Source organism: Curtobacterium guangdongense (genome assembly GCF_049341845.1).
Lineage (GTDB): Bacteria > Actinomycetota > Actinomycetes > Actinomycetales > Microbacteriaceae > Curtobacterium > Curtobacterium guangdongense.
In genome coordinates this window covers 179,638-191,586 of the sequence record NZ_JBMPIT010000004.1, presented here as the reverse complement: position 1 = coordinate 191,586, position 11,949 = coordinate 179,638, and the positions used below count along the sequence as shown (strand labels likewise).

Sequence of the window (11,949 nt, the reverse complement as noted above, 5' to 3'; positions counted from 1 at the left end):
CTCCCCGACAGGTGCCGCCCAGACGGGGGCTTCCGGGGACCTCCGCGCGACCGCTTGGATCGGAGGGTCCGAACGGGTGCGCACCGGCTCCCGAGGGGAGACGGCCGGGGGTACCGGCGCCAGGAGGAGACACCACCGATGGAGCCAGCACCGATGGAGCCCGCACTGCCGGACGGGGCCGTTGACCGCGTGCCCGTCATGTCCGACGACACGGGAGCGATGCCGCGCTTCGGCTGGACCCGGGTCGCGATGGCGCTCCGGCCGATATGGGACGCGCAGGACGACGTGCTGCGTGTCGAGATCGCCGGACACGAGCCGCTGCTCATCGACGTCACCGCGAACGCCTACTGGTGGTCCACCGACCTCGCCGACATGCCGATCGAGCCGCTCGAGCTCCGGGTCGGCCGCGAGTCCCGCGAAGCGGACTCCGCCGTCACGACGACGCCGGGGAACGAGCTCCAGTCGCTCCTCTGGCACATCGGCCTCAACTCCTTCCCCGGTGAGCTCGCCTGGTGGCTGCAGCGCGACGACACCTACCGGCTGCAGCGCTGGCCGAACTTCACCACGCTCGCGCACACCCCCGACCACGTGCGGATGACGTCCATGCTCGGGTACGCGTCGCTCACGATCGACGAGCTCGCCGAGCAGGCGAACGTCGCACCCGCGGAGGCCCGTCGCGTGGTCAACGCCTTCAGCCTGATGCGGATCCTCCGGTCGACGGCCCCCGACGTCGCGATGGCCCGTCCGGCGTTCGACCGGCCGGTCGTCACCGCGACGACCACCGCCGCCCCCGCCCGTGGTGGTCTGTTCCGCCGCCTGCTCGACCGGCTGGCACGCTGATGGCCGAGCACGTCATCCTGTTCGCCGGCCCGATGGGCGCCGGCAAGACCACCGCGATCGAGGCCCTCAGCGAGGTCCCCGTCGTCCGGACCGAGGCCGCGAACACCGACCGCGCGACCGCCGACAAGGACACCACCACCGTCGCGCTCGACTACGGCGAGATCACCGTCGGCGACGTCGACAAAGTCCGGCTGTACGGCATCCCGGGGCAGCGCCGGTTCGACTTCATGTGGCAGATCCTGAAGGACCGCGCGCGAGGGCTCGTCGTGCTCGTGAACGCCGACGCACCCGACCCGGTCGCGAGCATGCTCGAGTTCATCGAGGAGTTCCGCGACCTGCACGACCGCGGCGGTGTCGTGGTCGGGGTGACCCGCGCGGACGTGGTCGGCGGGACCTCCACCGACGCGTTCTCCGACGCCCTGTACGAGGCGCACCCCGAGATGCTCGTGCCCGTCTTCACCGTCGACCCCCGCGAGCCGGAGCAGATGACCACGGTCCTGCTGACGCTCGTCGCCAACATCGAGATGCGCGCGGCCATGGCGCCAGCGGCTCCCGCTGCCGCTCCCGCGCAGGAAGTGCACTGATGTCATTCGCCCCCCACCAGGACCCCGTCGTCATCGACCTCGGTCGCGTCGAGCTCACCGCGATGCGCGACATGACCACGTCGCTGATCACCGCGTCGCTCCTCAGCGACGACGGCTTCGAGATCGTCCGGCTGTCGGACAGCGCGTCCGCCCCGACCGACGGCGCCCGGTTCGCCAGCATGGCGAGCTCCATCCAGGCGCTCAGCGAGGCCGTCGCCCGCGAGCTCACGATGGGCGCCAGCGAGTACGTCATCATCGCCGCCGAGCGCGGGCACGTCGTGCAGATGCGCATCCCCGGGCAGACGATCGTGCTCGCCGCACTGTTCGACACCGACGAGATGCTCGGCAAGGCCCTGACCGTGTCCCGTCGCTGCGCCAGCCGCATCGCCGAGGCGCTCGCGGTCCCCGCTCCCGTCCCCGTCGGCTCCTGATCCGAGCCCGGCACCGAAGCTCCTCGCCACCGCGGCGGGGCCCGGCGCGTCCCTGCGCGTCGGTACCGAACGACAAGGAAACCCGAATGGCCACCATCACCGACTCCCTCAACGAACTCGTCTCCGTCGACGGCGCCATGGCCGCGGCCGTGGTCGACAGCGGCTCCGGCATGCTGCTCGGCGGCGCCGGCAGCGGCATCGACCTGGAGCTCGCCGCCGCGGGCAACACCGAGGTCGTCCGCGCGAAGCTCAAGACCGCTCGCTCCCTCGGGCTCGGGGACGCGATCGACGACATCCTCATCACGCTCTCGACGCAGTTCCACATCATCCGCCCGCTGGCGAGCCACCCCGAGGTCTTCATCTACTTCGTGCTCGACCGCGCCAAGGCGAACCTCGCGCTGGCCCGCATGAAGGCCAAGGACGTCGAGGGCTCGCTCACCTTCTGATCCGTGCCGACGGCCCCCGCGTGATCGCGGGGGCCGTCGTCGTCCGTATGCTTGCCGTGCGATCCGCACCGTGGGGTCCGCATCACCGTCGTGGGGAGGAACCGGTCCGTTGAGCGAGTCACCACCCGTCGTCCCGCCGATCCCCTCCGTCCCGGTGCCGTCCGCTCCGTCGCCGTCGACCTCGGCCGCGCCGTCCCAGCAGCGGCAGGGCACCCGGCTCGGCTGGGACCCGGGGCAGCCGGCGCTCTACGAGCAGTGGGGCGTCCAGAGCCCGACCCCGAAGCGCGCGATGGGGTCGGACATCGGCGTCCTGCCCGAGCTCGAGCGCACCGAGACCACCCGCCGCCCGCTCTGGCGGCACCCGGCGTTCCTCGTCTCCGCGGCCCTCGCCCTGATCGCCGTCGTGATCGGTGCCGTGCTCGTCGTCCGCGCCGTCACCGCTGAGGGACCGCCGTCCCCGTCCGGCCTCGCGGTGCAGTCCGGCTCCGGCAACGTCCGGGTGTCCTGGAAGGGCGACGACGTCGCGTGGTCGGTGTTCGTCGTCGAACCCGGCACGAAGCCCGTCGACGTCAGCCGACTGGTCCGCGGCACCGAGGTGTGGATCCCGAAGTCGTCCGGCCTGTACGACGCCGACTCGTGCTTCGTCGTCCGCGCGACCGCCGACAACCAGGGCAAGAGCGTGCCGACGGACGCCGGTGCGCTGTCCGACCAGGGCGCGAAGCAGGTCTGCGTGGGCGATGCGGGCTGACGCTCGGGTGCGCCGCTGGTCGGTCGCAGCGGGCGTCGTCGCGACGGCGCTCGCGCTGACCGCGTGCTCCGGACAGGCTCCGACGGACATCGCGGTCACCCCGACCGCCACCGGCTTCGGCGGGCAGGCCCCGGTGGACGGCACGAGGAACGGCATCGAGACCGTCGACGGGGCGACCGCACTGCAGGACGTCCTCGCCGCGATGCGCTCCGAGCCCGTGGTCGCGACGGGCACGGTCACCGAACTGGTCCCGGACCCGGCCGCGGCGAAGGGCTCCGGCGACACGGTGCCCGGCCGGACCGTGCGGATCGACTACCGCGGGACGACGGAGGACTCCGCGCTACAGCTGTCCGTCGGCGACGTGTCCCTCGATGCCCGCCGCCGAGCCGACGACGTGTGGGTGTCCGGCAACGCCGCGTTCGCTGCGCAGTCCGGCCTGGCGAAGGTGACCAGCGGGCGGGTGTGCGTGCCGGCGACCTCCGCCACGGTGCGGGACCTGGCGCCGTTCACCGAGCCCGACGACCTGCTGCGGAGCATGCTCGGCACCGGGTCCGACGTCACGCTGCATCCAGGCGCGGTCACCGGCACGGGCGACGACGCCCGCGTGCAGATCGTCGTCGCGAACGGGTCCTCCCCGATCGGGTCGCTCGTGGTCTCCGCCGTGGGGGAGCCCGTGCCGTACTCGTTCCGGGCGTCGGACACCACGGGCACCGTCGATCTCTCCTTCGCCGACTGGGGGAAGTCCCAGGACCTCGGCGATCCCGACCACGTCGTCACCGACTGCTGACGGTGCCCGTCCCGACCCGCACCAGACGCGAGGGTGATTCGACGACGTGCCCCGAGCCTCCCGGGTCCGTAGCGTGGCGACCATGCAGGGGACCAGACGACGACTGACCACGGCGAGCGTGCTCGCCATCGCCGCCGCCGCGATGCTCAGCGGGTGCTCGCAGGGCGGCCACGACATGGGTGACTCCGTGACGACGAAGCTCAACGGCTCCGCGTTCCACGGGCAGCTCGACATCCGAGCGACGAAGGTCGAGCGGGTCACCGCGGCGGCCATGGACCAGTTCGGCCTCAACCCGAAGGGCGACGACGCGTACCTCGCGCACTTCACCGTCAAGCGGGTGTCCGGCTCGTTCGACCCGGACGCCGTCGGAGACCTGACGAACGACGCGTGGGGGCTCCGTGCGGCCGACAAGCTGCAGGCGGGGCCGGAGCTCGCCGCGAGCGACCGGAACGACGTCCTGCAGGAGGCGTGCCCGTTCGACCGCAAGGCCATCACGTCGGCGCTGACGGGCACCGGGACCGCGGACGTCTGCGCCGTGCTGCTGGCGCCGAAGGACTCCACCGTCGACGCGGTGAGCTACATGCGTGCGGCGCCCGTGGACGAGGCCCCCGAGGGCGACTCGACGATCACCTGGCGCGCGGAGTAGGCGGGCGGGTCTTCGCTCGCTCTGCAGCGGCGTTGTCGTGCGGGGGGGGGCGACGCGCAGTCAGGCTGCGGCGCGCCGAGCGCGGTGCGCGCGCACCTTCGCGCGGTTCCCGCAGCGCTGCATCGCGCACCACCGGCGCGTACCGCCGCGGGACGAGTCGTAGAACACGAGCCCGCAGTCCGGCGCCGAGCAGCGGCTGAGGCGGGTCGGTCGGCCGTCGGCCTCCACGTCGTCGAACCCGACCTCGGTGAACAGGGCGACGGCGTCGCGAGCGACGCTCGAGAGCGCCTGTGCGAGCCGCACACGGTTGGCTCCGGCCCGGCGACGGCCACCCGGGAGGCTCGGGGGCACGTCCGGCAGGGCAGCGAACAGGTTGACGGTGTCGATGTCGTCGGGCGCGGGGCGCGTGCGGCCGGTCCCGGCACGCAGGCCGGCGGCCACCGCGGTGCGCTCGGCAGCCGTGGACGCCGGCGCGGGCGCCGCCGCGACCGCGAGACGGCCGATGGCGGCGCGGAGTTCACGGGCGTCCTGGAGCTCGCGGGCGCTCGCGCCGACGTCGATCGGTTCGGTGTGGTCGCTCAACCACTCGTCGAGGTCGGCCGGCGTGACGAGGAGTTCACCGAGCTGGGCGCGGGGGCGTCGGCCGTCGGGGTCGTCGGCGAACCCGCCGGTGTGCGCGAAGTCGAGGGCGATCCGTCCGGCGTCGAAGAACCACGACGACCCCGAGTCCGTGCGGATGTGCTGCCCCGTCTGCATCCGCCCAGGCTAACGGGTTACCGGCGCGCCTCGGTGCCGAGTTCGGAACGAGCGGGCTCGGTCCGGGCGATGTCCGTCCGGCGGGTCCACGTGATGAGGTGGCGCTCGTCGAACCGGCGGGAGCACTTCGCGCACGCCAGCGGTCTGGTCGGCGTGCGGTAGCGGAAGTGCTCGTGTCCCGCAGGGCACTCGCCGACCCACGGGGCCAGTTCGCTGGCGATCGGGCCGTCGTGCAGACGGGACCCGGTGTACCCGATCGAGGCAGCCGTCCGGCGCCACTTCGGCCCGTGCCCGGCGCGGGCACCGCTCAGAGCGTGGGCGACCTCGTGCAGCAGGACCTGCTCGACGTCCTCGTCCGAGAACCGGACGGCGAGGTGCTTGCTCACCGTGATCCGGCGCTTGGCGAAGTCGCACTGGCCCGCACGGGTCTTGGCGTTGTCGAAGGCGAACGACCACGACCCGGAGCCGAGGTGCGCCGCGATGAGCTCCGTGGCGCGGGAGCGGACCTGGTCGAGCGACGTCACCGGTCGGTTGGGCCCTGCCGCTGCGATCGGTCCGTGCGGTCGGCGCGATCGGAGAGCTTGCCCCAGAGGCTGTCCGCCTCGGTGCGGGCGGCATCCGGTGCGCCGAGGACCCGGCGGCGGACCGGCGGGACCTCCTTCACGGGCTCGGCGACGCGCGTGACCGGGTCGGTCTCGCGACGGACCGCTGCTTCGCGAGCGGTGCGGGGACGGTCCGACGCCGCGCGGTCGGGCGCTGCCGCCGGCTGGGCGATGGACGCGCGCATCGCGGCCTCGACGGCCGAGCGGAGTGCGTCGGTGCGTTCGGACGGTGCCCCGGCGGCACGGAACGCCTCGTACGAGCGGCCGAGGACCTCGCGCGCCTCCTCGAAGCGGTTGAGCTCGAACAGCGACCAGCCTTCGAGCTCGGCGGCGGCGCCCTCGAGCTCCGGCCACTCCTCGGTCGCCGCCGTGTCACGGGCGAGGGCGGACTCGGTCGCGGCCCGCTCGTACCGGCCGAGGTCGTGCAGGACGTGCGCACGCCGGATCCGCGCGGCGACCTTGTCGGCGCGTTCGCCCGTGAACATCGTCAGCCGGAAGACCTCTTCCGCGACGACGAGGGCCTCGTCCAGCCGACCGAGCAGACGCAGGAGTTCCGCGCGCTCAGCGAGGGCCTCGGTGCTGCGGCTCTGCCCGAGGGCACGGAGGCGGTCCTGGACCACCTGCACGTCCACGGCCGGACGGAGGCTGATGGGCGCGAAGGTGCTGCCCGGGCTGACACCGGCGGTGACGGGAGCCGCGTGGCGCGGTTCCCGGGCGCGGTCGTCCTGGTCGTCGAGGTGCTGGCGGTCGTCGGGGGACATCAGGGTCGAGGGTAACCGTGCGCACCCGGGAGCGGCCGGTGCCACACGCGGTTGCTCAGGAGACGCCGTTCGAGACAGCGACCGCCGCGACTGCTGCGTACGTGACGAGCACCGCGATTACCGCGACGATCGCGAGCACGACGGCGAAGACGCCCCACCCGCGTCCGCGCTTGGTGGCGATCGCGATGATGCCCTGCACCAGGGCCCAGAGGCCGATCACCGTACCCATGAGGAACAGCACACCGGCACCCGCGAGCGCGGGGTCGTTCTCCATGTCCTGGAACTGCGACGGGTCCGGGGTCGTGCTCCCGCCGTTCTGCAGGAGCTGGTCGAACGCGCTGCTCTGGACGATCGCGGTGCCGAAGAGGTAGCCGGTGATGACGCCGGCCACGAGGGCGACGAGCCCGAGGACGAACGCGATGACACCGACGGTCTTCTTCTTCGCCTTCGGTTCTTCGTAGCTCTGCCACCCGGGGGCGCCGGCGGACGCGGGTGCCGCTGCTGCGTGCTGCTGGCCGCCCCACGTCGGAGCGCCCTGCTGCTGGTCGTACTGCTGCTGGCCGTACTGCGGCTGCCCGTACTGACCGCGCTGTTCCGCGTACTGCTCGGACCCGTACTGCGGCTGCTCCGCCTGCTGGCCGTACTGCGGCTGCTGCGGTGCGGCCTGCTCGCCGTACTGCGGTGCGGACGCCGGGATGATGCGCTCGCCGTAGCGCGGTGCATCGTCCTGCGGAGCCGGCTGCTGGTGCGTCGGCTGCTGCGGAGCGGGCTCGCCCCAGTTCGGTGCCTGGCCGTCGCCCGGCCGGTCCTCGTTGCTCCGGTCGTCGTTCGTCATGAGCGCTTCCCCGTCTCGTTCGTCCACGCACCTGCGCGGTCGTTCAGTACCCATCCTGGCAGCGGCACCACCGGGTTGCCCGCAAGCAGGCGCGGGGCGTCGGTCCGGGTCAGGCGCCGAAGACGGACCGGTTCGGTTCCGGGGACGCGACGGCCGTCGCGTCGGTGACGATCGGCGCACCGGCGATGAACGACCGGAGCTCCGCCCCGTGCACGACCTTCGCGGGCATCGGGTCGGACGAGTACCGGCGGGGCATGTCCGCGACCGGCAGATCGGTGGGGGAGCCGAGCAGCACGATGTTGCCGAACCGGCGGCCCTTGAGCATGCCGGTGTCCGCGACGGCCGCGACGGACGGCAGCACCGACTGCAGCGTCGACGCCTGGCCCCTGGCGAAGGCGAGACCGGCACCGTCGGCGACGTTCACCGCGACGATGCCCGTCGGGGACAGGAACTCGGCGACCTCGCGATAGAACTCGACGCTCGTCACGTGCGCCGGGATCCGTGCGCCGCCGAACACGTCCACGACGGCGAGGTCGACGGTGCCGCGCAACCCGTGGGGGAGCTTGCCGAGGACCTCGCGGGCGTCGCCGTACCGGACCCGGATCGAGGCGCCGCGGGGGAACGGCAGCGCCTCGCGCACCTGGTCGACCAGGTCGCGCTCGAGCTCGATCACCTGCTGCCGGGAGCCCGGCCGGGTCACCGCGACGTAGCGCGGGAGCGTCAGGGCGCCGGCACCGAGGTGCAGCGCCGTGATCGGTCCGGTCGGCAGCAGGTCGATGGCGTGGCCGATCCGGCGGATGTACTCGAACGCCAGGTGGGTCGGGTCCTCGAGGTCGACGTGCGACTGCGGCGTGCCGTCGACGACGAGCGTGAACGAACCGGGCCGGTGCCGGTCGGGCTCGATCACCGAGAACCCGGCACCGAGCTTGAACCCGTCGAACGCATCAGCCATGGGTCCATGGAACACCACGCGATCACCACCCACGTCCCCACCCGTGGTTGGTGTGGCCCGGGGAGCGCCCGAACCACGATGGGATCACCGGTCGGGAACCCCCGCCGGACCCCACCGAAAGGCACACATCATGTCGGTCCAGCTCATCGCGAACATCGTCATCGGGCTCGCGCTCGTCGGGTTCCTGGCGTACCGGCAGGCGACCTGGCGGTACCTCGACCCGGCCCGGATCTGGCGCACCCCGCTCGTGATGGCGGTCATCGGCGTCGTCGTCCTGGCGCAGACGAAGGCCACGATCACCACGACGGACATCGTCTTCCTCGGCATCGAGGCGCTCATCTCGGTCGGCGTGGGTCTGGCGATGGGCACCATGACCCGCTTCCGGACGGTGTCGACCCCTGACGACAAGGGCCGCACGATCCAGTCCCGCACGGGCTGGTACGGCGCCGGACTCTGGTTCGTGCTCATCGCCGTGCGTGTCGGGCTGGACGTCATCGGCGGGAACATGGGCGCACACCTGCTCACCTCCACCGGGGCGATCCTGCTGATGCTCGCGATCAACCGTGCCGCCCGCGCGCTCGTCATCGACCAGCGCATCCCCGGACGGACCCGCGGCATGATGGTCAGGTGACCCCGCTGTCCGTCCCCGAGCCGACCGACCCGTCCGCGGGCCGGTCGCGTTCGCGTCTCGGGTGGGTGCTGAGCGCCGTCGGCATCGTCGCGGTCACGTTCTGGTTCATCAGGAACGGCATCGCCGAGCAGCTCCCGCTCTGGGTCTGGGTCGTCGGTGGCGTGACGATCGCGGCGTGGACGCTCCGGGAGTTCGTCAGGACGCCCCGCACGATGGCGGCAGCCGGTGCGGTCATGGTCGTCGCGGGCTCCGCGGTGGTCGCCCCGACCGACGCGCTGATGATCGCCGCGGTCATCGTCGGCATCGTCGTCCTGCAGGCGAGTGCAGCGGTCCCGGTGTGGACCGGAGTCGTCGCCGCGCTGGTCGCCCTCGTCGAGATCGCCGTGTCCGCGAGCCTCGAGGGCGCCACCGTGCAGTTCGTGCTCGGGTCGTGCGCCGGTCTCGTCCTCGGGATCCTGGTCGGGTTCAGTCGGCGGCAGTACCGCCTCGCCGAGCAGCAGGCGCGCCAGGCCGAACGCGACCAGCAGCGTGCCCTGCTCCTGGCCGACCGGTCGCGGGCCGCCCGGGACATCCACGACGTCCTCGCGCACTCCCTCGGCGGCCTGGTGCTGCAGCTCGACGCCGTGGAGGCCCTGCTCGAGGCCGGTCGGATCGACGAGGCCACGCAGCGTGCCGGTGCCGCGCGCACCCTCGCGGCCGACGGTCTCGCCGAGGCCCGCCGGGCGGTGCACGCCCTCCGCGACGACGCAGAAGCGGACACAGACGCAGATGCAGACGCGACCGCGCACGCAGCCGCAGACCCAGCCGCGGCCACCGACACGGCCGCAGCAGCACCCAACGCAGCCGCAGCACCCGACGCACCCGGCGCCGGCCTGCACCCCCTCGTCGCCGCCCACCGCGACTTCGGCGGCGAACTCGTCGTCACCGGCGACCTCGCCCTCGCCGACCTGGACGACGCCCACCGCGCCGTCGTCGTCGCGAGCACCCGGGAGGCCCTGAGCAACGCCCGCCGCCACGCCCCCGGCCGACCGGTGTCCCTCTCGGTGATCCGGGACGGCGACGCCGTCGACGTGGTCGTCGCGAACCCGCTCTCCGGCGGCGGCCACGGACTCATCGGCATCCACGAGCGCTTCGCAGAGCTGGACGCCGGCGCCACCGTCGAGGCCGAACGCTCCGAGGACGAGTTCGTCGTCGCGATGCACGTTCCCGTGGCCGGCGCACGCGTCGACGAAGCCGACGCGCAGGACGCATGACCATCCGCGTGCTCGTCGTCGACGACCAGGCCATCGTTCGCGACGGTCTGGTGACGGTGCTGTCCCTGGTGCCGGACCTCGAGGTCGTCGGCGAAGCAGCCGACGGAGCCGAGGCGCTCGCCGCGGTCGAACGGTGGTCCCCGGACGTCGTGCTGATGGACCTCCGGATGCCGGACGTCGACGGTCCGACCGCCACCGCGCGCATCACGGCCGAGCACCCCGACGTGGCCGTGCTCGTGCTGACGACCTTCGCCGACGACGAGTCGATCACCACCGCGCTCCGAGCAGGTGCCCGCGGCTACCTGACGAAGGACGCCGGCCGTGCGGAGATCGCCACCGCCATCCGCGCCGTCGCATCCGGACAGTCCACGTTCGACGCAGCGGTCGGAGCGCGACTCGTCGCACAGCTGACCGGAACGCCGCTGACCGGAACGGCTCCCCAGCCCCTCCGAGAGCGCTTCCCCGAGCTCACGCCGCGCGAGGCCGACGTGCTCGAGCGCATCGCCGACGGCCGGACGAACCCCGAGATCGCCGCCGAGCTGTTCCTCACCGTGCCGACCGTGAAGTCCTACGTGAACCAGCTGTTCCAGAAACTCGGCGTCCGCACCCGCGCGGAGGCCGTCGCCCTCGCCCTGCGCTGACGCAGCCGCCGAGCCGACGCGCGAGGACTGCGGTCCGCCGCCCAGATGAATGCGTACACATGAACGGCCAGTGAACGCCAAGCGTCGTCACGTAGCGTCGACGACCGTCGTCGCGCCGGGTGCGTCGACCCCCTGGAGTCCCCACCTCCCCGCGGGTCCGCACACCTGCCGACCGTGACGCGCGTCGCCGTGCTGCGCACCCCGCGCCGTCACCCGCAGCCCGCCTGCGGCTCGTCGGCGCGCTCGCGCGCACCGGCCATTGAGTACATTGCGTTCGTTATGTAAAATACGAATGCAGCATCCGCCGGCCACGACCCGCAGGAGACCCGACATGTCCGCCGACACCATGAGCATCCAGACGCACCGTTTCGCCACGGCGAGCAGGACTGCGGTGGCGACCCGAGCCTCCCGTCCGTTCCACGCGGACCGCGAGACGGCGCCGGTCTGGATGCGTGTGATCGGTGGCGCGCTCCTCACGGCGGGTGCCGGGCTGACCGCAGCCGTGCTCGGCTGGCCGGGGGAGGCGCCGGAGGCGGCGCTCCTCGTCCCCGGTCTCCTCGGCGTCGTCGTCGGCCTGCTCCTGCTGCTGGCGCGGTCCGGGTTCACGGTGACCGACACGCACGTCACCCTGCACTTCCGCCCGCTCCCGCCCCGGCGGATCGCGCGGCACCGGATCGTGGAGGCCCGTCTCGTCGAGGCTGACGCGGCGACGTACGGCGGCATCGGCCTGCGGCTCGGCCGCGGCGTCCGGGCGCTGCTGCTCACCCCGGGGCTCGGCATCGAGCTCACGGACGAGCGTGGTCGCGTCACGTTCGTGCGCACGCGGCGCCCGGAAGACGCATTCCGTGCGCTGGCGGGGCTGACGGGAGGCTCGGCTGCGGCTGAGCGCGAGCGCCTCAGCTGACGGAACGGCCGGGAATACGCACCGGTAGCCGCTGCTTATACACGGCAGTCCTGATCTTGGTCAAGCCAGGACTGGACATCGTGCGCGAGCGCTGCCTATGATGGCAGTTCGCGCTCCCTGGCATCCGTGTCG

Annotated in this window: 16 protein-coding genes; 11 read left to right on the top strand and 5 right to left on the bottom strand. The window is 72.7% G+C overall.

Features of this window, described 5'->3' with window-relative positions:
- The first annotated feature begins 138 nt into the window (after positions 1-138).
- The 7 genes from ACO0E1_RS07465 (at position 139) to ACO0E1_RS07435 (ending at position 4,482) form a co-directional block, all read left to right on the top strand.
- Positions 139-840, top strand: a complete 702-nt coding sequence (locus ACO0E1_RS07465; RefSeq protein WP_422873595.1) for a hypothetical protein — start codon at positions 139-141, stop codon at positions 838-840.
- Positions 840-1,424, top strand: coding sequence for a GTP-binding protein (locus ACO0E1_RS07460; RefSeq protein WP_422873594.1), 585 nt, complete (start codon positions 840-842; stop codon positions 1,422-1,424). The genes ACO0E1_RS07465 and ACO0E1_RS07460 overlap by 1 nt, the downstream gene beginning before the upstream one ends.
- Positions 1,424-1,855, top strand: coding sequence for a roadblock/LC7 domain-containing protein (locus ACO0E1_RS07455; RefSeq protein WP_422873593.1), 432 nt, complete (start codon positions 1,424-1,426; stop codon positions 1,853-1,855). The genes ACO0E1_RS07460 and ACO0E1_RS07455 overlap by 1 nt, the downstream gene beginning before the upstream one ends.
- Before the next feature lie 86 nt (positions 1,856-1,941).
- Entirely contained in the window at positions 1,942-2,301 is a 360-nt protein-coding gene (locus ACO0E1_RS07450) for a hypothetical protein (protein WP_422873592.1), read from the top strand.
- A 109-nt stretch (positions 2,302-2,410) separates the two neighbouring features.
- A complete protein-coding gene (locus ACO0E1_RS07445; protein ID WP_422873591.1) occupies positions 2,411-3,049 on the top strand; it encodes a hypothetical protein in 639 nt (212 codons plus the stop codon).
- A complete protein-coding gene (locus ACO0E1_RS07440; protein WP_422873590.1) occupies positions 3,039-3,836 on the top strand; it encodes a hypothetical protein in 798 nt (265 codons plus the stop codon). The genes ACO0E1_RS07445 and ACO0E1_RS07440 overlap by 11 nt, the downstream gene beginning before the upstream one ends.
- An 82-nt stretch (positions 3,837-3,918) precedes the next feature.
- Positions 3,919-4,482 carry a hypothetical protein gene (locus tag ACO0E1_RS07435; protein WP_422873589.1) on the top strand — a complete coding sequence of 188 codons (564 nt, stop codon included), beginning with the start codon at positions 3,919-3,921 and terminating at the stop codon, positions 4,480-4,482.
- A 60-nt stretch (positions 4,483-4,542) separates the two neighbouring features.
- Here ACO0E1_RS07435 and ACO0E1_RS07430 read toward each other — a convergent pair whose 3' ends face one another.
- The 5 genes from ACO0E1_RS07430 to ACO0E1_RS07410 form a co-directional block, all read right to left on the bottom strand.
- A complete protein-coding gene (locus tag ACO0E1_RS07430; RefSeq protein ID WP_422873588.1) occupies positions 4,543-5,238 on the bottom strand; it encodes a CGNR zinc finger domain-containing protein in 696 nt (231 codons plus the stop codon).
- 17 nt (positions 5,239-5,255) lie between these two features.
- Complete coding sequence (locus tag ACO0E1_RS07425; protein ID WP_422873587.1) at positions 5,256-5,762, bottom strand: SprT-like domain-containing protein; 507 nt, start codon at positions 5,760-5,762, stop codon at positions 5,256-5,258.
- The gene (locus ACO0E1_RS07420) at positions 5,759-6,601 is read right to left on the bottom strand and encodes a hypothetical protein (protein WP_422873586.1); all 843 of its coding nucleotides are present in this window, start codon (positions 6,599-6,601) and stop codon (positions 5,759-5,761) included. Before ACO0E1_RS07420 ends, ACO0E1_RS07425 begins: the two co-directional genes overlap by 4 nt.
- A gap of 55 nt (positions 6,602-6,656) precedes the next feature.
- Entirely contained in the window at positions 6,657-7,436 is a 780-nt protein-coding gene (locus ACO0E1_RS07415; RefSeq protein ID WP_422873585.1) for a DUF4064 domain-containing protein, read from the bottom strand.
- Positions 7,437-7,545: 109 nt separating this feature from the next.
- Positions 7,546-8,388: a spermidine synthase gene (locus ACO0E1_RS07410; RefSeq protein WP_422873584.1), complete on the bottom strand. Its 843-nt coding sequence runs from the start codon at positions 8,386-8,388 to the stop codon at positions 7,546-7,548.
- Between the two features lie 130 nt (positions 8,389-8,518).
- On the opposite strand from ACO0E1_RS07410, the gene ACO0E1_RS07405 reads away from it, so the two are divergent.
- From ACO0E1_RS07405 to ACO0E1_RS07390, 4 genes are all read left to right on the top strand, one after another.
- Positions 8,519-9,019 (top strand): hypothetical protein, encoded by a 501-nt coding sequence (locus ACO0E1_RS07405; protein ID WP_422873583.1) that lies wholly within the window; start codon positions 8,519-8,521, stop codon positions 9,017-9,019.
- Positions 9,016-10,272, top strand: a complete 1,257-nt coding sequence (locus tag ACO0E1_RS07400) for a sensor histidine kinase (protein WP_422873582.1) — start codon at positions 9,016-9,018, stop codon at positions 10,270-10,272. The genes ACO0E1_RS07405 and ACO0E1_RS07400 overlap by 4 nt, the downstream gene beginning before the upstream one ends.
- The gene (locus ACO0E1_RS07395; RefSeq protein WP_422873581.1) at positions 10,269-10,913 is read left to right on the top strand and encodes a response regulator transcription factor; all 645 of its coding nucleotides are present in this window, start codon (positions 10,269-10,271) and stop codon (positions 10,911-10,913) included. The genes ACO0E1_RS07400 and ACO0E1_RS07395 overlap by 4 nt, the downstream gene beginning before the upstream one ends.
- 331 nt (positions 10,914-11,244) lie before the next feature.
- Positions 11,245-11,817, top strand: a complete 573-nt coding sequence (locus ACO0E1_RS07390; RefSeq protein WP_422873580.1) for a hypothetical protein — start codon at positions 11,245-11,247, stop codon at positions 11,815-11,817.
- The last annotated feature ends 132 nt before the right edge of the window (positions 11,818-11,949 follow it).

Coding starts and splice junctions, on each gene's coding strand:
- ACO0E1_RS07465 (WP_422873595.1), top strand. CDS start 139: ATGGAGCCAGCACCGATGGAGCCCGCACTGCCGGACGGGGCCGTTGAC.
- ACO0E1_RS07460 (WP_422873594.1), top strand. CDS start 840: ATGGCCGAGCACGTCATCCTGTTCGCCGGCCCGATGGGCGCCGGCAAG.
- ACO0E1_RS07455 (WP_422873593.1), top strand. CDS start 1,424: ATGTCATTCGCCCCCCACCAGGACCCCGTCGTCATCGACCTCGGTCGC.
- ACO0E1_RS07450 (WP_422873592.1), top strand. CDS start 1,942: ATGGCCACCATCACCGACTCCCTCAACGAACTCGTCTCCGTCGACGGC.
- ACO0E1_RS07440 (WP_422873590.1), top strand. CDS start 3,039: ATGCGGGCTGACGCTCGGGTGCGCCGCTGGTCGGTCGCAGCGGGCGTC.
- ACO0E1_RS07435 (WP_422873589.1), top strand. CDS start 3,919: ATGCAGGGGACCAGACGACGACTGACCACGGCGAGCGTGCTCGCCATC.
- ACO0E1_RS07430 (WP_422873588.1), bottom strand. CDS start 5,238: ATGCAGACGGGGCAGCACATCCGCACGGACTCGGGGTCGTCGTGGTTC.
- ACO0E1_RS07420 (WP_422873586.1), bottom strand. CDS start 6,601: ATGTCCCCCGACGACCGCCAGCACCTCGACGACCAGGACGACCGCGCC.
- ACO0E1_RS07415 (WP_422873585.1), bottom strand. CDS start 7,436: ATGACGAACGACGACCGGAGCAACGAGGACCGGCCGGGCGACGGCCAG.
- ACO0E1_RS07410 (WP_422873584.1), bottom strand. CDS start 8,388: ATGGCTGATGCGTTCGACGGGTTCAAGCTCGGTGCCGGGTTCTCGGTG.
- ACO0E1_RS07405 (WP_422873583.1), top strand. CDS start 8,519: ATGTCGGTCCAGCTCATCGCGAACATCGTCATCGGGCTCGCGCTCGTC.
- ACO0E1_RS07395 (WP_422873581.1), top strand. CDS start 10,269: ATGACCATCCGCGTGCTCGTCGTCGACGACCAGGCCATCGTTCGCGAC.
- ACO0E1_RS07390 (WP_422873580.1), top strand. CDS start 11,245: ATGTCCGCCGACACCATGAGCATCCAGACGCACCGTTTCGCCACGGCG.